Raw genomic sequence first — 19,435 nt, forward strand, 5'->3', positions numbered from 1 at the left:
CCTGCCTGGCGGTACGCCATCACAAAAACAAGCACGCTTGATTCTTTTTCTGCGTCGTGGGACGCTCGGCTGCACGAGCCCCTCGCGAGGGAGTGCAGCGTGCAACTGGACGAAGTGCTGGCGGACCTGTGGGCCGAGAGTGCTGAACTGGATCGGTTGGTCGGTGGACTGGCGGCCGAGGAGTGGGCGACGCCGACACCGGCCGAGGGCTGGACGATCGCGCACCAGATCGCACACCTGGCCTGGACCGACGAGGCCGCAGAGCTGGCCGCGACCGATCCCGACGCCTTCAAGGCCTCCCTGCAGACGGCAGCCGCGAGCCCCGCGACGTACGTCGACGACGGTGCCGCGGAGACCGCCGCGCTGCCGCCGGATCAACTACTGACGTACTGGCGGGAGACCCGGACCGAGCTGGCCGAGGCGCTGAAGAGCGTCCCCGCCGGCCAGAAGGTGCTCTGGTACGGACCGCCGATGAGCCCGACCTCGATGGCGACCGCGCGGTTGATGGAAACGTGGGCCCACGGGCAGGACGTGTTCGACGCGCTCGGGGTACGACGGCAACCGAGCAACCGTCTGCGCCACGTCGCCCACCTCGCGGTCCGTACCCGCGACTTCGCGTACATGCTCAACGACCGCACCCCACCCGCCGAGCCGTTCCGCGTCGAGCTGACCGGACCGGACGGTGACGCCTGGACCTGGGGACCCGAGGACGCGACACAGCGCGTGACTGCGCCGGCGGTCGACTTCTGCCTGCTGGCAACACAACGCCGGCACCGGGACGACCTCGCCGTCGAGGCCGAGGGCGCGGACGCCGAGGAGTGGCTGGGGATCATCCAGGCGTTCGCCGGTCTGCCGGGGAAGGGCCGCCAGGCGGGACAGTTCACATGACCGAGCCGATCCGCATCGGTAACGCGTCCGGGTTCTACGGGGACCGGTTCAGCGCGCTGCAGGAGATGTTGACCGGTGGGCCGTTGGATGTGTTGACGGGGGACTATCTGGCTGAGCTGACGATGCTCATCCTCGGGCGGGACCGGATGCGAGACCCAGGACTGGGTTATGCGAAGACGTTCCTCAAGCAGCTCGAGACGGGGTTGGGTGAGGCGCTGGATCGAGGTGTGAAGGTCGTCAGCAATGCGGGCGGGCTGAACCCCTCGGGGCTCGCGGCGGCCATCGGCGAACTGGCCGGCAAGCTCGGGCTGCATCCCAAGATCGCGTATGTCGAAGGCGACGATCTGCTGGCTCGCACGGAAGAGCTGGGTCTGGGTACGCCGCTGACCGCCAACGCCTACCTCGGCGCCTGGGGGATCGCGGAGGCGCTCCAGGCCGGCGCGGACGTCGTGGTGACCGGGCGGGTGACCGACGCCTCGGTGATCGTCGGACCGGCGGCGGCACATCACGGCTGGAAGCGGACGCAGTACGACGAACTCGCGGGGGCCGTCGCCGCCGGGCACGTGATCGAGTGCGGGTGCCAGGCGACCGGCGGGAACTACGCGTTCTTCACCGAAATCCGCGACTTCGGGCGCCCCGGGTTCCCGATCGCGGAGATCCACGCGGACGGCAGCAGCGTGATCACCAAGCACGACGACACGGGCGGCGCGGTCACGATCGACACGGTCAAGGCACAGCTGCTCTACGAGATCACCGGCGCCCGGTACGCCGGTCCGGACGTCACCACGCGTCTCGACACCATCGAACTGTCCGTCGACGGCCCCGACCGGATCAGGATCTCCGGCGTCCGCGGTGAGGCGCCGCCGCCGACGTACAAGGTCTCGCTGAACAGCGTCGGCGGCTTCCGCAACGAGGTCGACTTCGTGCTGACCGGGCTGCAGCTGGAGCAGAAGGCCGAGTTGGTGCAGCGGCAACTGGAACAGTTGCTGCCGAAACGGCCGGCCGAGCTGAAGTGGACGCTCGTGTGGACCGAGAAGCCGAACGCCGAGTCCGAGGAGGAGGCCAGCGTCTTCCTCCGGTGCGCGGTGAAGGATCCGGATCCGCAGGTCGTCGGCCGCGCGTTCAGCAGTGCGGCGGTCGAGCTGGCGCTGGCGAGCTATCCCGGGTTCCACGTCACCGCGCCGCCCGGCGACGGTTCGCCGTACGGCGTGTTCCAGGCCGGGTACGTCGACATTCACGAGGTGGAACACGTTGTCGTACTGCCCGACGGGTCGCGGAAGGTGATCGAACCCGCGGCCGAGACCCGACCGCTCGAGGCAGTCGAGGACATCGAGGCGCCGATGCCGTTGCTGCAGCTCTCGAGCGGGCCGCCACGGACGCGCGAGGTTCCGCTCGGCCGGATCGCGGGCGCGCGCTCGGGCGACAAGGGCGGCGACGCGAACGTCGGCGTGTGGGTGCGCGACGAGAAGTCGTGGCGCTGGCTGGCGCACACGCTCACGGTCGAGCTCTTCAAGACCCTCCTTCCCGAGACGCGGCCTCTGCAGGTCACCAGGTACCTCCTTCCGAACCTGTTGGCGGTGAACTTCGTCGTCGAGGGCCTGCTGGGTGAAGGTGTCGCGGCCCAGGCACGGTTCGATCCACAGGCGAAGGCGGTCGGCGAGTGGCTGCGGTCGCGGTACGTCGACGTACCGGAGGTGCTGTTGTGAGCGCCGAAGAAACGGCACTGCGGGAGACCGTACGGCGGTTCATGGTGGCTGAGGTGCTGCCGCATCTGGAGCAGTGGGAGCGGGACGGCGAGCTGCCGCGGGAGCTGCACAAGAAGGCCGGCGCTCTCGGGCTGCTCGGCGTCGGCTTCCCGGAGGCGGTCGGTGGTGGAGGTGGATCGCTCCTCGACGCGATCGCGGTCGTCGAAGAGATGCACTATGCCGGCGGATCCGGCGGCCTGGTCGCCTCTCTGCTGACGTGCGGCATCGCCCTTCCGCACATTATTGCTGGGGGCAACGAAGACCACATCGAGCGGTGGGTTCGGCCGACGTTGGACGGTGAGCTCATCGGAAGCCTGGCGATCACGGAGCCTGGTGGTGGGTCCGATGTGGCTTCTCTTCGTACGACGGCTCGGCGCGAAGGTGATGTGTATGTGGTGAACGGCGCGAAGACGTTCATCACGTCCGGTTGCCGCGCGGATTTTGTTACCACAGCAGTACGCACTGATGGGCCTGGACCGCACGGCATCAGTTTGCTCGTGATCGATGCCGGTTCGGCTGGGTTCGGGGTTTCGCGGAAGCTGGAGAAGATGGGGTGGCTGTGTTCGGACACGGCTGAGCTGTCGTTCACGGATGTTCGCGTGCCGGCCGGGAATCTGGTGGGGGCCCAGGACTCTGGATTTGTGCAGTTGGCGGTCAACTTCGTCGCGGAGAGGCTCACGTTGGCCGTGCAGGCGTACGCCGGAGCTCAGCGCGCGCTCGACCTGACCGTCGAATGGTGCCGGAATCGGGAGACGTTCGGGCGGCCGTTGATTTCGCGGCAGACGGTGCAGCACACGTTGACCGAGATGGCTCGGCGGATCGATGTGGCTCGTGTGTACGTGCATTCCGTGGCTGAGCGGGCGGTCCGTGGTGAGGACGTGATCGCCGAGACCTGTTTCGCCAAGAACACCGCGGTCGAGGCGGGGCAATGGGTCTGCGACCAAGCGCTTCAGTTGCACGGCGGCCTCGGGTACATGCGGGAGGCCGAGGTGGAACGCCAGTACCGCGACCAGAAGATCCTCGCGATCGGCGGCGGCACCACCGAGATCCTGACCGGCCTCGCCTCCAAACGACTGGGGTACACACCATGAACCTCCCTCCCCCTGCGGCCGCGGAGCGCAGCGGAGCAGCCGCATACCTCCCTCCGCCTGCGGCCGCGGAGCGAAGCGGAGCGGCCGGATGAGCAACCGGGAAGCAATGCTCGAGAAGCTCGCCGCCCTCGACGCCGAACACGAGAAGGCACTCGCCGGCGGCGGGCCGAAGTACGTCGACCGGCATCACCGACGCGGCAAACTGCTGGTCCGGGAACGGATCGAACTGCTGCTCGACCCGGACTCGTACTTCCTCGAGCTGTCGCCGTTGGCCGGCTGGGGATCGGACTTCACGGTCGGCGCGAGCCTGGTCACGGGCATCGGCGTGGTGGAAGGCGTCGAGTGCCTGATCACCGCGAACGACCCGACGGTCAAAGGCGGGTCGAGCAACCCCTGGACCTTGAAGAAGGCGTTGCGGGCCGACGAGATCGCGCGGGCGAACCGGCTGCCGGTGATCAGCCTGGTCGAGTCCGGCGGCGCGGACCTGCCGACGCAGAAGGAGATCTTCATCCCCGGCGGCGCCATGTTCCGGAACCTGACCCGCTTGTCCGCGGAGGGGATCCCGACGATCGCGCTGGTGTTCGGCAACTCGACCGCGGGCGGCGCGTACATCCCGGGGATGAGCGACCACGTGGTGATGGTCGACGGCGGCGCGAAGGTGTTCCTGGCCGGGCCGCCGCTGGTGAAGATGGCGACGGGTGAGGACGCGGACGACGAGTCACTCGGCGGCGCGTCGATGCACGCCCGGCAGTCCGGTCTCGCCGACTACTTCGCGGTCGACGAGCAGGACGCGATCCGGCTCGGGCGGCAGATCGTGTCCCGGCTGAACTGGCGCAAGCTCGGCCCGCCGCCCGCTCCGTCGTACGACGAACCGCGTTTCGGCACCGACGACCTGCTGGACATCGTGCCGGGCGACCTGAAGATCCCGTTCGATCCGCGGGACGTGATCGCCCGGGTGGCGGACGGGTCGGTGTTCGACGAGTTCAAGCCGCTGTACGGGTCGTCGCTGGCGACCGGGTGGGCGTCGGTGCACGGGTACCCGGTGGGGATCCTCGCGAACGCGCGCGGGGTGCTGTTCAGCGAGGAGTCGCAGAAGGCGGCGCAGTTCATCCAGCTCGCGAACCGCGCGAACACGCCGTTGATCTTCCTGCACAACACGACCGGCTACATGGTCGGGCAGGAGTACGAGCAGGGCGGGATCATCAAACACGGCGCGCAGATGATCAACGCGGTCTCGAACTCGCGCGTGCCGCACATCTCGATCCTGATGGGGGCGTCGTACGGCGCCGGGCACTACGGGATGTGCGGGCGGGCGTTCGACCCGCGCTTCCTGTTCGCGTGGCCGTCGGCGAAGTCCGCGGTGATGGGGCCGCAACAGCTCGCCGGTGTGCTGTCGATCGTCGCGCGGGCGGCCGCGGAGGCGAAGGGGCAGCCGTACGACGAGCAGGCCGACCAGCAGATGCGCGCGTACGTCGAGGGGCAGATCGAGGCGGAATCACTGCCGATGTTCCTGTCCGGCCGTTTGTACGACGACGGCGTGATCGATCCCCGCGACACCCGGACCGTCCTGGGTATCTGCCTGTCCGCCATCCATTCCGCCCCGGTCGAAGGTACGTCGTCCTTCGGCGTCTTCAGGATGTGACGCGCATGATCACTTCGGTACTGGTGGCGAACCGCGGCGAGATCGCCCGGCGCATCTTCCGCACGGCGCGGTCGCTCGGCCTGTCGACCGTCGCGGTGTACTCGAGCGCCGATGCCCGGATGCCGTTCGTCGACGAGGCGGACGCGGCCGTACATCTTCCCGGGAACACGCCGGGCGAGACCTATCTGCGGTCCGACCTGATCATCGACGCGGCGCGGCGGACCGGGGCGGACGCCGTCCATCCGGGGTACGGGTTCCTGTCGGAGAACGCGGCGTTCGCGCAGGCGGTGCTCGACGCGGGGCTGACCTGGGTCGGCCCGCCGGTGGATGCGATCTCGTCGATGGGGTCGAAGATCGAGGCGAAGAAGTTGATGGCCGCGGCCGGCGTACCGGTGCTGGCCGAACTCACGCCGGCGGAGGTGTCCGCAGACGACCTGCCGGTGCTGGTGAAGGCGTCCGCCGGGGGTGGCGGGCGTGGGATGCGGGTGGTGTCGCGACTCGAGGATCTCGCCGCGGAGATCGACGCGGCGTCGGCGGAGGCGCTGTCGGCGTTCGGGGACGGGACGGTGTTCTGCGAGCGGTACCTGGCGAGCGGGCGGCACATCGAGGTGCAGGTGATGGCGGACCGGCACGGGACGATCTGGGCGGTCGGGGAGCGCGAGTGCTCGATCCAGCGCCGTCACCAGAAGGTCGTCGAGGAGGCGCCGTCGCCGCTCGTCGAACGCATCCCGGCGATGCGGCCGCGGTTGTTCGACGCGGCACGGAAGGCCGCGGCGGCGATCGGGTACGTCGGCGCGGGCACCGTCGAGTTCCTCGCGGACGAGGACGGGAACTTCTACTTCCTCGAGATGAACACGCGACTGCAGGTCGAGCATCCGGTGACCGAGGAGACGACCGGGCTGGACCTGGTCGAACTCCAGTTCGCCGTCGCCGCGGGCGAGCACCTTCCACCCGAGCCGCCTCCGACGGTCGGTCACGCGATCGAGGTGCGGCTGTACGCCGAGGACCCACTGCACGACTGGCAACCCCAAACCGGAACGCTCCAGCGCTTCGCACTGGAGCGGGAGGTGCGGGTGGACTCCGGGGTGGAGGACGGGTCGGAGGTTTCGCCGTACTACGACGCGATGCTGGCGAAGGTCATCGCTTACGGGCCCGATCGGACTGCTGTGGCGCGGCGACTGGCCGGCGTGCTCCAACGCGCGACGATCCACGGCGTCGGCACCAACCGGGACCTGCTCGCGTGGGTGCTGCGGCATCCGGCGTTCCTCGCGGGTGACACGGACACCGCGTTCTTCGACAGGCACGGGGTCGCGCCGGGGCCGGACGACGCGGTGGTGCGGCTCTCGGCGTTGGCCGCGGCACTGGCGGATGCGGCCGGACGGCAGGCGCGTACGCCGGTGCGCGTGCCGAGCGGGTGGCGGAACCTGGTGTCGCAGCCGCAGCGGAAGAGCTATCGGTACGGCGATGTGGTGGTCGAGGTCGAGTACCGGCTGACTCGGGACGGACTGACTGTTGCCGGCGACACGGCGCTGATTTCCCTGGACTGTGGACATGTAGTGCTCGAGGTCGATGGTGTGCGTCGGTCGTTCGACGTCGCGGCGTACGACGGCCTCACCTGCGTGGACTCGTCGCTCGGCAGTGTCGCGCTGCGCCCAGTGGAACGGTTTGTCGATCCGGCGGCGCAGGTGGCTGCGGGATCGTTGGTGGCTCCTATGCCGGGCACCGTGATCCGGGTCGGCGTCGCGGTCGGTGAAGTCGTAAAACAAGGACAGCCGCTGCTGTGGCTGGAGGCGATGAAGATGGAGCACACGATCGCGGCGCCGGCCGACGGGGTGGTCAGCGAGCTCACGGTCGAAGCAGGTCAACAGGTCGAGGTCGGCGCCGTACTGGCCGTGGTTGGGGAGGAAACATGAGCTTCATCGAGTCCGAAGAGCGTCGTGAGCTGCGGAAAGTCGTCGGCGAACTCGGGAAGAAGTACGGCTACGAGTGGTTCACCCGGCAGGCCCGGAGCGGCGGTCACACCACCGAGCTGTGGCTGGAGGCGGGCAAGCTCGGGTACCTCGGTGTGAACCTCCCCGAGCAGTACGGCGGCGGAGGCGGCGGGATGGCCGACCTGTCGATCGTGCTGGAGGAGCTCGGCGCGGCCGGCTGCCCGCTGCTGATGATGGTCGTGTCCCCGTCCATCTGCGGCACCGTGATCAGCCGGTTCGGCACCGACGACCAGAAGCAGCGCTGGCTGCCCGGCCTCGCCGACGGTACGACGATCATGGCCTTCGCGATCACCGAACCGGACGCCGGCTCGAACTCGCACCAGATCACCACCACGGCCCGGCGGACCGACGACGGCTGGTCGCTGACCGGACGCAAGGTTTTCATCTCCGGACTCGACGTCGCGAAGGCCGTCCTCGTCGTCGGCAGGACCGAAGACGCGCGGACCGGGAAGCTCAAGCCGGCGTTGTTCATCGTGCCGACCGACGCGCCGGGCGTGGAGTTCCGGCAGATCGAGATGGACCTGATCAGCCCGGACAAGCAGTACGCCCTGTTCCTGGACGACGTACAGCTGCCGCGCGAAGCGCTCGTCGGGTCCGAGGACGCGGCGCTGATGCAGTTGTTCGCCGGACTGAATCCGGAGCGGATCATGGCGTCCGCGTTCGCCCTCGGGATCGCGCGGCACGCGCTGGACAAGGCGACGGCGTACGTCAAGGAGCGCCAGGTCTGGAAGGCCCCGATCGGTGCGCACCAAGGGATCGCGCACCCGCTGGCGCAGCTCAAGATCGAACTCGAGCTGGCCCGCCTGATGATGCAGAAGGCCGCCGCGCTGTACGACGCGGGCGACGATCTCGCGGCGGGTGAGGCCGCGAACATGGCGAAGTACGCCGCCGGAGAAGTCGCCGTCCGAGCCACCGATCAGGCAGTGCAGTCGCTCGGCGGGAACGGCATGACGGTCGAGTACGGCGTCGCGTCGCTGGTCGCCGCGGCCCGGGCCACCCGGATCGCACCGGTCAGCCGGGAGATGATCCTCAACTTCGTCGCACAGCACAGCCTCGGGCTGCCCAAGTCGTACTAGAAGGAGTGGGGCAATGATCGTCACCAGTGAATTCCCGCCCGTCGAGGTGCTCGACGTACCGATCCACGACGCCGTCCTCGGCAGAGCGCAGGAGTACGGCGACCGGCCGGCGATGGTCGACGGCGTCACCGGCAAGGAGCTCAGCTACGCGCAGCTCGACCACCTGACCCGGCGGGTCGCGGCCGGTCTGGCCGAGCTCGGCATCCGGCACGGTGACGTGATCGCGCTCTACAGCCCGAACACGATTCTCTACCCCGTGGTGTTCTACGGCGCCACGCGCGCCGGCGCGACCGTGACCACGGTGAACGCGCTCTACACCGCGGACGAGCTGCACAAGCAACTGGTCGACTCGAAGGCGAAGTTGCTGGTGACGATCTCGCACTTCCTGCCGGCCGCGACCGCAGCGATCGAGGGCACAGCCGTCGAGCAGATCTTCGTCTGCGACCAGGCCGAGGGCTACCGCTCGGTGCAGGAGCTGTTCGCGTCCACCGGACCGGAGCCGGAGGTGACGATCGATCCGGCGGTGGACGTCGCGGTGCTGCCGTACTCCAGCGGTACGACCGGCACGGCGAAGGGCGTGATGCTGACACACCGGAACATCGCCACGAACATCTCCCAGGCCGAGGTGATGATCCGGCTCGGCGAGGAGGAGCGGATCATCGCGATCCTGCCGTTCTTCCACATCTACGGGCTGTCGGTGTTGATGAACCTGCCGCTGCGGCTGGGCGCGACGGTCGTCGTGCTGCCCAAGTTCGACCTGCAGGAGTTCCTGACCACGCTCGACCAGCAGCGGATCACGCGCGCGTTCGTCGCGCCGCCGGTGGTGCTGGCGCTGGCGAAGCACCCGGCCGTGGACGGCGTGGATCTGTCCGCGTTGAAGTACGTGACGTCCGCGGCGGCGCCGCTCGACGGCGAGTTGGCGGAGGCGTGCGCGAAGCGGCTCGGGTTGCACGCCGTACTGCAGGCGTACGGGATGACCGAGTTGTCGCCGGGCACGCACGCCGTACCGCAGGACGACCCGGAGCCGCCGCCGGGCGCGGTCGGCAAGCTGTTCCCGTCGACCGAGATGCGCCTGGTAGGTGCTGACGGCAACGATGCGGACGAGGGCGAGATCTGGATCCGCGGCCCGCAGGTGATGAAGGGGTACCTCGGCCGGCCGGCCGAGACGGACGCGACCATCGACGCGGACGGCTGGCTGCACACCGGCGACATCGGGCGGATGGACGCGCGCGGCTACCTGTACGTCGTCGACCGGGTCAAGGAGCTGATCAAGTACCACGGCTACCAGGTGCCACCCGCGGAACTCGAGGCCGTCCTGCTCACCGACGACCGGATCGCGGACGCCGCGGTGATCGGGGTCGACGCGGACGGCAACGAAGTACCCAAGGCGTTCGTGGTGCCGATGCCGGGCGTGGAGCTGACCGAGGCCGACGTGATCGAGTACGTCGCCGCGCGAGTGGCGCCGTACAAGAAGATCCGGCAGGTGGAGTTCATCGAGGCGGTGCCGAAGGCGGCGTCCGGGAAGATCCTGCGGCGTGAGCTGCGGGCCCGTGAGGCAGCGCGTGAGTGAGGCCCTGAAGGCACCTCAGCAGGACCGTTCGCGGGCGACGCGGCAGCGGTTGCTGGAGGCCGCGGTCGAGTCGCTGGCCGAGGTCGGGTACGCCGCGACGACGGTGTCGGTCGTCGCGGCGCGGGCGGGTGTGTCGCGGGGTGCCGCGCAGCATCACTTCCCGACGCGGGCGGACCTGTTCGCAGCGGCCGTGGAGTACATGACCGAGGTGCGGCTGGCGGAGATCCGCGCCCAGGCTTCGCGGCTGCCGAGTGGTGCGGGGCGGACCGAGGCGATCGTGGGGATGCTGGCGGACGTGTACACCGGTCCGCTGTTCCGCGCCGCCCTGCACTTGTGGGTGGCGGCGTCGACGGAGGAGCCGCTGCGGCAGCAGATCGTGCGGCTGGAGGCACATGTAGGTCGCCAGGCGCACCGGGCGCTGCTGGAGGTGCTGGACGTCAGTGAGCGGACCCCTGGTGTGCGGGAGACGGTGCAGGGCGTGCTGGACATGGCCCGCGGGCTGGGGCTCGCTGACCTGCTGACGGACGACAGTGCGCGGCGGCGCGGCATTGTCCGCCAGTGGAGCCGGATCCTCGATCAGGCCCTGCGTGAACCGGGCGTGTGACCGAAGGCGCGCCGGAACGTGTCGATGAACGCACTGGTCGACGCCCAGCCGGTCCGGTGCGCCACACGCGTCACCGACTCACCACCTGCCAGCAGTATCAGCGCCTCGTGCAACCGGAGCTGCGTCCGCCACTGCGGGAAGGTCATCCCCAGGTCGGCTTTGCACAGCCGGCTCAAGGTGCGCTCGCTCGCACCGACCGCTCTCCCCAGCTCAGGCAGCGTCCTGTTGTCCGCAGGGTCCGCTCGCAACAGGTCGCACACCGCAGCAAGCCGAGCGTCGCGCGGTGCCGGGAGGTAGGTCGGACGCTGCGGCGACCGTCGCAGCTGGTCGAGCAGCACACCGCGCAGACGCCGCTGCTCCGCATCGAGCCCCGCGCGACCGCGGGCGGCGGCTGCCTCCTCGTCGGTCGAGGTGTAGGTGAGGATGAGTTCGCGGAGGAGCGCGCTGACTACCAGAGCCGAGGGCGCGGCGAGGTTCAGCGGGTTCTCCTGCAGGCCGACCGTGTGAAGGGTGGTCTCGCCGTACGCGCGGTGCTGGTGGACCGTGCCCGCCGGGATCCAGATGGCGAGGGTGCCCGGGGCGACCCAGCTGCCGGCGTCGGTGGTGACGGACAGCACGCCGCGGCCGGCGTACACGATCTGATGGCGGTCGTGCCAGTGCGGCTCGATGCCGCCGCCCGCGTGGATGGGACGGTGGCCGGTGTTCGCAGGACGTTGGCGGATTTCCGGCATCAGTTGGCATTTTATCGGAAGCCGGACAGCTGCCGTCCCGGCGACGATCGGCAGAGTGCGGAGACTACGACCGATCGGACTGATGGCGACCGGCCACGCGTGCGTGGACGTCTACCAGGGCTGCGTGCCCGCGCTCGTCCCGTTCCTGGTCGCCGAGCGCGGCCTCGGGTACGTCGCGGTGTCGGGCATCACGTTGGCGGCGACGCTGCTCTCGTCGGTCGTGCAGCCCGTGTTCGGCGTACTGACCGATCGACGCCCGCTGACCTGGCGGATCCCGGTCGCAATGACCACCGCGGGGCTCGGCATCGCCCTGGTCGGAGTCGGTCAGCAGTACTGGCTGACCTGGCTGGCGGCCGCGTTGTCCGGGCTCGGCGTCGCGGCGTACCACCCGGAAGCGGCCCGGATGGCACGGCTCGTGAGCGGTGGTAGCCACGTCGGGATGAGCTGGTTCTCGGTCGGCGGCAACGTCGGTTTTGCGCTGGCGCCCGTACTCGTCACACCGCTGATCGCCGCCGGCGGGTTGGCGCTGACGCCACTGCTCGTCGTACCGGCACTGCTCGGCGCCGCGATCACGGTGCGCGCGATGCGTGCACGCTTCGAGCACCGGGTCGCGCGAAGCCAGGTGCAAGGCACCGACGACTGGCCGTCGTTCCTGCGGTTGTCGGTGATCATGGTCTGCCGGTCGATCGTGTTCGTCGGCCTCGGTACGTTCATCGCGCTGTACGCCGGGCAGCGCGTCGGAGGCGGTACGACGACCGGCGGGATCGCGCTGTTCGTCCTGTTCGCGGCAGGTGCGCTCGGCACGCTCCTCGGCGGCCGGCTCGCCACCCGGTACGGACGGGTCCGCACACTGCGGACGTCGTACGCCGTCGCGGTGCCGGCGATCGCCTGTCTGGTGTTCGTGCCCGGGCCGGCGTTCTTCGCCTCACTCGCGGTGACGGCGATCGCGATGTCCGTGCCGTTCTCGCTGCACGTGACGCTGGGCCAGGACTTCCTCCCGGGCCGCGTCGGGACAGCGGGCGGCATGACCCTCGGCCTCGCGGTCAGCATCGGCGGCATCGCGACGCCGGTCCTCGGCATGATCGCCGAGCACACGTCCCTGCGCCTGGCGTTGAGCACCCTGATCGCCCTGGCACTGTGCAGCAGTCTGATCGGTTACGCGCTCAGGGAACCTGCCTGACGTCTCCGGTCCTACCACTCCAGCTTTCGGTAGGAGGCGTCCAGCTCGCGTACCTCAGCGGAGGCGTGGACCGTGACGCCGTCCTGCGGCGCGATGTGCTTGCGCAGCAGTTCCACCGTTGCCTCAGTCAGACGCGCCTTCGTCTCCTCGGTGCGACCGGGCAGCAGCCCGATGGTCACGTGCACCAGAGCATGGCCCTCGTCCGCGCGGTCGTCGTACCCGTAGGCCGAGAGGCAGTCGTACCTGATCAGTGTCTTGCAGGCCTCGGGCTTGGCCGCCGCGATGTCGACGACGGTCTCGTGCAGCACGCGGGTGAACCCGTCGACGTCGAAGGCGTCCTCGACCGGGTGCGAGTAGTCGACGGTGATCTGCGGCATGGGTACTCCTGTTCTACGGCGGACAGCAGCAGCCTAACCGCCTTCGCGCTCCAGGATCCGGCGTTCCACCTTCGTCGCCAGCTCGTCCGGCGTGCACTCCGCGAGGTGGTCGCGTACGAGGAGGTGGATGAAGGCGTACTGGCTATGGCCGGTGCGGGCGAGTACATAGCGGTCGGCGGCGTACTGGAGGAAGGCGCGGCGGCGCCACGGCAGGTACCCGGTCCAGTGCAGCAACAGGTCGTGGAGCCAGCGGGACAGCGGTCCGGCGAGGACAGGTGGTCGCCGACGCCACGCCTTCGCCGCTACAGTCCCCACCACGATTCCGGCGACTGCTTCGAGTTGCTGCGTCGCCAGGTCCGCGCCGAGCACCAGTGCGATCAGGAAGGCCGCCACTGCACCTGCGGCGACGCACACGTCCATGCGCCAGGTGTCGCCGACATCGGTAGCAGGTAGGTGGTCGGTGGGCAGGGACTTGATCATGCGGATGCCCTGGGCAACCAGTAGGCCGATCGCGGCCCCGGAGGCGAAGGGGACACCGTCGCCCAGGCTCAGGACGATCCAGCTCGCCGCGACGACCACCACGAGCCGGACACCCAGCCACATCCGCCGTCGGTTGTCGTGGAACACGATCAGCTCGACGCAGTACGCACCAGCGACCAGTGCGGCCTCGATAGCGAGCGCGATCTTGGCAGTGAGCAACTCGACCAGTCCCAGCGCAGCCCCGGTCACAGCGATGGTCGCCGCGGTCCCTATCAGGAGGATGACCGCGAAGAGCAGTCCCCGGTCCGGTCCGCGCGCTGCGAGCTTCTGCCACGGGTGCGGCAGGAGGTGGACGAGCACCAGCGCTGAACCAGCCACAGCCAGTCCCGCGAGTGCGCCGTACTGCGCAAGCATCATCAGCGTCGCGCCGGCACTCAGTGCTGCGAAGAACGCCGGTAGGCAGACCGCGTGCGTCAGTGAGTCGACCTCACGCAGCGACAGGCCGTACCAGCCGTCTGGGGCCATCCAGCGCGGTACCGCGGTGCGGTCGCCGGCACGGCTGCGCGTCCACCACGCCAGGCACCACAGGCGACGTACTGCGGTCTTGGCGTCGTACTGTCGACCGGTCTTGCGGTTCCGGGCGAGGACCTCGCAGATGAACGTGTCGAAGAGCTCGCGGCGTAGGTCGGCGACTCCGCCGGCGGTGACGTCCTCGGGCGCGCGGCCCTGGTACGCGAGGGTCATCACGTTGAGCATCAGGGGCGAGCTGACGAGTTCCCACAGCTCGTCGTCATGCTCGATCGCTGCCCGCGCACCGTCGAGGGCTGGTCCGACAATGGCGAAGTAGTCGAGCACCTGTTGTCTCGTGAGCGGCCTGATGTGCACAGCGCCGAACAGGCTGAGCTGGCGGGGCAGGCGCTCGTAGTCGTGCGTGCGGCACGTTACAGCGAGCTGACCGACCTGGTAGTTGTGGCGGAGCTCCTTCAGGACCGGCTCGAGCTTGGCGCGGTGCGCTTCGGCGATCTCGTCAAGACCGTCGAGCAGGAGCGCCAGCTGGCCGTGCCGCAACCACGTGCGGCCGACGCCGGGCGGGATGCTGTAGCGGTCGCTGAGCTCGTACGACAGCCACCTGACGAAGCCGGCGAGCAGTGGGCTGTCGTTCGGGTCGTCGTCGTTGCGGTGCGACGACTGCGCGGTCCAGCCGGCCAGGTCGACAACCACCGGGATGGGCGCTTGCTGGTCGGCATGTGCCTGGGCAGCGAGCCGTCGAGCCAGGTCCAAGAGCAGCGTGGTCTTGCCGGCACCTGGTGCACCGAGGACCAGCATGCTGTCCTCGAGCTCGTCGAAGACCGTGTCGATGTCCGCCTCGTACGGGATCCGCCGGGGAGCGCTGTTGAGCGGCTGGACGAACAGGTCGAACGGACGGACCGCGTCCGGCTTCCCGTCCAGCGCGAGCGCGATCCGGGTCCGCGAGGCGAGGGACCCGGCCCGGCGTTCGGAGAGGTACCGGTCGACGCGGTCGAGCGCGTTCCGGCGGTTCCGCGGCTGATCGGCGCTGCGGTGCGCGAGGCGCGGGCGGCGGCGGTTGCGTACTTCGAGCAGCGCGGTCGCGATCACGAGAACCCAGAGCACACCGATCAGCGGCCAGACCCAGCCGACGTACGGCGCGAGGAACGCGGGCGCGGTGCCGCCGGTGCCGACGTTGATCGCGATCGGGAGGAGTACCAGCGTGAGCGACAGGGACACCACGAGTACGGCGCCGTTCACGAAAGACCGCATCCTCACCCTCGGAGAGTAACGGCCCGTGAGCCCACCGTCCCTGCCGAGCTGGTCAGGGCCGGGTCGGCGTCCGGCAAGCGGTCCGCGGGTGGGGGAACGGCTGCCGGCTCACATACATTGGACTCCGATATGACTACTCAGCGGATCGCCCGGTCGGATGTCGGACTGCGATCGGAACGCGGCCCGATCCTGCTGGCGGTGATGCTGAGTGTCGGACTGGTCGCGATCGACGCGACGATCCTCGCCACCGCCGTACCCTCCGTCGTCGCGGACCTCGGCGGCTTCACCCAGTTCCCCTGGCTGTTCTCGATCTACCTGCTGGCGCAGGCGGTGTCGGTGCCGATCTACGGCAAGCTCGCCGACCAGCGCGGGCGCAAGCCGATCATGCTGCTCGGCGTCGGGCTGTTCCTGCTCGGGTCGGTGCTGTGCGGGCTGGCCTGGAGCATGCCGGCGCTGATCGCGTTCCGGCTGATCCAGGGACTCGGCGCGGGCGCGATCCAGCCGATCGGGATGACGATCGTCGGCGACATCTACACCGTCGCCGAGCGGGCCAAGGTGCAGGGCTACATCGCCAGCGTCTGGGGCATCTCGTCGTTCGTCGGACCCGCCCTCGGCGGTGTGTTCTCGGACTTCATCTCCTGGCGGTGGATCTTCTTCGTGAACATCCCGCTCGGGATCGCGGCCGCGTGGGTGCTGGTCCGCCGGTTCGAGGAGAAGGTGGCCGAGAAGACCAGTCACCGGATCGACTACGCCGGCGCGATCCTGCTCGCGACCGGCGGTTCACTGCTGCTGCTCGGGCTGCTCGAGGGCGGCGTGATGTGGGACTGGGACTCGCCGACGAGTATCGCGATCCTGGCCGCGGCCGTCGTGCTGCTGGTCGCGTTCGTCCTGGTCGAACGGCGGGCCGCCGAGCCGATCCTGCCGCTGTGGGTGCTCGGCCAGCGGGTGCTGAACTCGGCGAACTCGGCCGCGTTGCTGATCGGGCTGCTGATGATCGGCCTGTCGACGTACGTGCCGCTGTTCGCCCAGAGCGTCCTCGGTACGTCGGCGCTCGTCGCCGGATTCACCTTGGCCGCGATGACGCTCGGGTGGCCGATCGCGGCGTCGTTCGCGGGGCGGATCTACCTGCGGGTGGGGTTCCGGACGACGATGCTGATGGGCGCGCTGATCGTGGTGGCCGGGTCCGGTCTGCTGCTCACGGTCGGGTCGTCGAGCGCCGTACTGCACCTCGCCGCCGCGTGCTTCGTCATCGGGATCGGGCTGGGCTTCTCGGCCTCGCCGTCGGTCGTGGCCGCGCAGTCGTCGGTGGACTGGCAGACGCGCGGTGTGGTGACGGGCGCGAACATGTTCGCTCGCTCGGTCGGCAGCGCGGTCGGTGTCGCGGTCTTCGGCGCCGTGGCGAACGGCGTGGTCGCGTCCCGCCTGGGCGACGACCACGCCGACCTCGAAAAGGTCCCCGCCGGCATCCTCGCCCCCGCCATCCACGACGTGTACTACGGCGCCGCCGCAGCCGCCCTCCTCCTAGTACTAGCCGTCCTCTTCATGCCCAACCGCATCACCGAACGCCCCCTCAGAACCTAGGAAGCCGAGCGGGCGATCCGCCGAGGTTGAGCTTCCCGGTTGATCGCACCGACTTTGTGCATCAGGTCCGTACGGCGTCGGGTCCAGGGCGCGGATCTGATGCACAAACTCAGCTGGAGGCGGGGCGGCGCGGAGCGCCGTGGGGGCTCGCCAGCGCCGGCTCGGCTGTCGCTTGCTGGCTAGGTTGGGGGTATGCGTGCGGTCGACTGTGTGGGTGCACTGGTTCGGGACGCGGAACATCGCGTTTATCTGCAGCGGCGTACGGCGGAGCGGCGGTTGCTGCCTGGGATCTGGGACATCGTCGGCGGGCATCTCGAGCCGGGGGAGACGCCGGAGGAGGCGTTGGCGCGGGAGGTCGAGGAGGAGACGGGCTGGAAGGTCCGCGACGTCGTCTGGACCGTGGCGGACTGGGAATGGGAGTGGGAGGGCCGGGTACGGCGGGAGGTCGACTACCTCGTCACCGTCGACGGGGACCTCACCCGGCCCCGTCTCGAAGCGGGCAAACACGACCTGTCCACGTGGGCCGGGCCGGACGACCTGGACCTGCTGATGGTGAACCGGACAGACGGTGACCGCCGCCTCCGGGACCTGGTGGCGCATGCGGTCCGTACGCGGTTCACCGACCGCCTCCGCCTCGAGCCGATCACCGGTCCGAACGGGGTCCTGCCCGGACATGCACCGGACCTCCAGCGCATCTTCGCCGACCCGTGGGTCGCACGCTGGTACGACGGCACGCTGTCACCGGACCAGGCCGCGCAACGAGCCGCGGACCACCAGGCCGGCTGGGAACGCGACAAAGCCGGCAAGTGGATCGCCTACGACCGCACAACCGGCGAACTGGCCGGCCGCGGCGGCCTGTCCCGGATCCCCTCCGGTACGCCGACCGCTGAAGCGATCGCCGCGCTCGTCGGCCCGGAGTGGGCAGCGGACCGTCTCGAGCTCGGCTGGGCGCTCCTCGAGTCGGCGCGCGGCCGCGGGCTGGCGACCGAGCTCGGTCGCGCCGGGCTGGACTACGCGTTCAGCACGCTGCGCGCGTCGTCGGTGATCGCCTTCACCGAGCAGGTCAACACCGCGTCCGAGGCGGTCATGAAGCGGCTCGGGATGGAGTACGCCGGGGAGATCCGCGCGGAGGGCTGGGCCCCGGGCGTGCCCGACGTACAGCCGGACGCTCCGTTCGCGGTCTACGTCGTCGACCGCGAGGTCCGCTCGCAGGAGGTCGAGCAGGTTGTTGACGACGCGGTGCGCTGGGCCGCGGGCCGTCCGGACATCCGCGGCGTGGCGATAGTCGGATCGTGGGCGCGCGACGCCGCGCGGCTGACGTCGGACGTCGACCTGGTCGTGCTGACCGACTCGCCGTCCGCCTACCTCGAGAGCGACGAGTGGCTCGGTGCGTTCGGCGCCGTGGCCGTCGTAGGTCGTCAGCAGTGGGGACCGCACGTCACGGAGGTACGGATCCAGCGGGCGTCCGGGCTAGAGGTCGAGGTCGACGTCACGGCGACTGCCTGGGCCGCAACCGAGCCAGTCGATCCGGGCACGCGCCGCGTGGTGACGGACGGCCTACGGATCCTGCACGACCCCGAACAGCTCGTCGCCCGCCTGGTCCGTGCATGCGGACCCCAGGCGGACATCTAGCGGTCCAGAGCGGTCACGAAGCGGGTCAGGAGGTCCGCGAAGTTGTCTCGCTCGTCGACCGTCCACTCGTCCATCGCCGCGGCGAACCGCTCCCGGCGGTAGCTGTGGACAACGTCCAGCTGCGCTTTGCCGTCGGCGGTCAGGACGAGGTTCGTCCGGCGGCCGTCCGCCTGATCGGCCTCCCGGCGGACGAGTCCGGCGCCGACCGCGGCGGCGACGAGTTTGCTGGCGCGCGGCTGGTCGACACCGAGCGCCGCGGCGACGCCGTTGACGCCGAGCGGTTCCGGTGCGGCGGCCTCGAGTGCGTCCAGGACCTCCTGGACCGGGTCGGGTCCGCCGGACCGGACCGCGAACGTACGGCGGGTCTGCCGCCGCCGGATCGCGATCATCGCCGCCTCGACCGCGGCGACCGGATCGGTCTTGTCCATGCCCAGCTCCAACTATATGCTCATTGACATGTGTATGTCGGATGACAACAAGCCTATCGGGTGGTGGCTGAAGGAGGTCGACCGGCGGCTGGAGGCGTCGTTCGAGCGGCTGCTCGCCGACGACGGGCTGACGCGCCGCCAGTGGCAGGCGCTGAACGCGGCGGCCGGCCCGCGGACGATCGCGGCGGAACTGTCGCCGTTCCTGAGCGGCGACCCGGCAGAACTCGCCGCGGTGACCACCCCGCTGGTCGAGCGCGGCTGGCTGGCCGGCGACACGCTCACGGCTGAGGGTGAGCGGGCGCTGCAGGCCCTGACCACCAAGGTCCAGGCCCATCGCCGCAGCGTCACCAACGGCATCACGAACGACGAGTACCTGGCCGCGGTCGGCGTACTGCGACGAATGGCCGCCAACCTGGCCTGAGAACGACTGGAGGCTCCGAGTGTGACCGCCCAGGCGCGGCGGTCACACTCGGAGCTTGCCACCTCAAGGGGGAGGTTCCCGGTGAGGTGACGGGAGCCTCCGGTGTCCTACCGCCCAGGACACTCGGCCCAGCCTGGCCCGAGGTGTCGGCCAGGAGGTGGTTGGAACGGCTGGGCGGCGGCGATACAGGGGTCAGCCGCCAAGCCCAGCCGGGTCGGG

At 69.6% G+C, this 19,435-nt stretch carries 16 protein-coding genes; 12 read left to right on the forward strand and 4 right to left on the reverse strand.

Going from position 1 to position 19,435, the window contains the following annotated elements:
• The first annotated feature begins 99 nt into the window (after positions 1-99).
• From BJY22_RS05250 to BJY22_RS05285, 8 genes are all read left to right on the forward strand, one after another.
• Entirely contained in the window at positions 100-888 is a 789-nt protein-coding gene (locus BJY22_RS05250) for a TIGR03084 family metal-binding protein (protein WP_167204029.1), read from the forward strand.
• Positions 885-2,594, forward strand: a complete 1,710-nt coding sequence (locus tag BJY22_RS05255) for an acyclic terpene utilization AtuA family protein (RefSeq protein ID WP_167204030.1) — start codon at positions 885-887, stop codon at positions 2,592-2,594. The genes BJY22_RS05250 and BJY22_RS05255 overlap by 4 nt, the downstream gene beginning before the upstream one ends.
• Entirely contained in the window at positions 2,591-3,724 is a 1,134-nt protein-coding gene (locus BJY22_RS05260; RefSeq protein WP_337758215.1) for an acyl-CoA dehydrogenase family protein, read from the forward strand. Before BJY22_RS05255 ends, BJY22_RS05260 begins: the two co-directional genes overlap by 4 nt.
• Before the next feature lie 88 nt (positions 3,725-3,812).
• Positions 3,813-5,366 (forward strand): acyl-CoA carboxylase subunit beta, encoded by a 1,554-nt coding sequence (locus BJY22_RS05265; RefSeq protein WP_167204032.1) that lies wholly within the window; start codon positions 3,813-3,815, stop codon positions 5,364-5,366.
• A gap of 5 nt (positions 5,367-5,371) precedes the next feature.
• The gene (locus BJY22_RS05270; RefSeq protein WP_167204033.1) at positions 5,372-7,279 is read left to right on the forward strand and encodes an ATP-binding protein; all 1,908 of its coding nucleotides are present in this window, start codon (positions 5,372-5,374) and stop codon (positions 7,277-7,279) included.
• Entirely contained in the window at positions 7,276-8,433 is a 1,158-nt protein-coding gene (locus BJY22_RS05275; protein WP_167204034.1) for an acyl-CoA dehydrogenase family protein, read from the forward strand. Before BJY22_RS05270 ends, BJY22_RS05275 begins: the two co-directional genes overlap by 4 nt.
• A 13-nt stretch (positions 8,434-8,446) precedes the next feature.
• Positions 8,447-10,003 carry an AMP-binding protein gene (locus tag BJY22_RS05280; RefSeq protein ID WP_167204035.1) on the forward strand — a complete coding sequence of 519 codons (1,557 nt, stop codon included), beginning with the start codon at positions 8,447-8,449 and terminating at the stop codon, positions 10,001-10,003.
• A complete protein-coding gene (locus tag BJY22_RS05285) occupies positions 9,996-10,607 on the forward strand; it encodes a TetR/AcrR family transcriptional regulator (RefSeq protein WP_337758216.1) in 612 nt (203 codons plus the stop codon). Before BJY22_RS05280 ends, BJY22_RS05285 begins: the two co-directional genes overlap by 8 nt.
• On the opposite strand, the gene BJY22_RS05290 is transcribed toward BJY22_RS05285, so the two are convergent.
• The gene (locus BJY22_RS05290) at positions 10,580-11,338 is read right to left on the reverse strand and encodes an AraC family transcriptional regulator (protein WP_167204036.1); all 759 of its coding nucleotides are present in this window, start codon (positions 11,336-11,338) and stop codon (positions 10,580-10,582) included. The genes BJY22_RS05285 and BJY22_RS05290 overlap by 28 nt on opposite strands.
• Positions 11,339-11,393: 55 nt before the next feature.
• On the opposite strand from BJY22_RS05290, the gene BJY22_RS05295 reads away from it, so the two are divergent.
• Positions 11,394-12,518, forward strand: coding sequence for an MFS transporter (locus tag BJY22_RS05295; RefSeq protein WP_337758218.1), 1,125 nt, complete (start codon positions 11,394-11,396; stop codon positions 12,516-12,518).
• Positions 12,519-12,529: 11 nt separating this feature from the next.
• On the opposite strand, the gene BJY22_RS05300 is transcribed toward BJY22_RS05295, so the two are convergent.
• Positions 12,530-12,895, reverse strand: coding sequence for a 5-carboxymethyl-2-hydroxymuconate Delta-isomerase (locus BJY22_RS05300; RefSeq protein ID WP_167204038.1), 366 nt, complete (start codon positions 12,893-12,895; stop codon positions 12,530-12,532).
• Between the two features lie 33 nt (positions 12,896-12,928).
• Entirely contained in the window at positions 12,929-15,154 is a 2,226-nt protein-coding gene (locus BJY22_RS05305; RefSeq protein WP_167217892.1) for an NACHT domain-containing protein, read from the reverse strand.
• 129 nt (positions 15,155-15,283) lie between these two features.
• Between BJY22_RS05305 and BJY22_RS05310 the strand changes: the two genes are divergently transcribed.
• The gene (locus BJY22_RS05310; RefSeq protein ID WP_167204039.1) at positions 15,284-16,735 is read left to right on the forward strand and encodes an MDR family MFS transporter; all 1,452 of its coding nucleotides are present in this window, start codon (positions 15,284-15,286) and stop codon (positions 16,733-16,735) included.
• Positions 16,736-16,927: 192 nt separating this feature from the next.
• A complete protein-coding gene (locus tag BJY22_RS05315; protein WP_167204040.1) occupies positions 16,928-18,367 on the forward strand; it encodes a GNAT family N-acetyltransferase in 1,440 nt (479 codons plus the stop codon).
• Here BJY22_RS05315 and BJY22_RS05320 read toward each other — a convergent pair.
• Complete coding sequence (locus BJY22_RS05320) at positions 18,364-18,795, reverse strand: MarR family winged helix-turn-helix transcriptional regulator (protein ID WP_167204041.1); 432 nt, start codon at positions 18,793-18,795, stop codon at positions 18,364-18,366. The genes BJY22_RS05315 and BJY22_RS05320 overlap by 4 nt on opposite strands.
• Positions 18,796-18,823: 28 nt before the next feature.
• Between BJY22_RS05320 and BJY22_RS05325 the strand changes: the two genes are divergently transcribed.
• On the forward strand, positions 18,824-19,216 hold the full coding sequence (locus BJY22_RS05325) for a MarR family winged helix-turn-helix transcriptional regulator (RefSeq protein ID WP_202890999.1): 393 nt from the start codon (positions 18,824-18,826) through the stop codon (positions 19,214-19,216).
• The last annotated feature ends 219 nt before the right edge of the window (positions 19,217-19,435 follow it).

Source organism: Kribbella shirazensis, assembly GCF_011761605.1.
Lineage (GTDB): Bacteria > Actinomycetota > Actinomycetes > Propionibacteriales > Kribbellaceae > Kribbella > Kribbella shirazensis.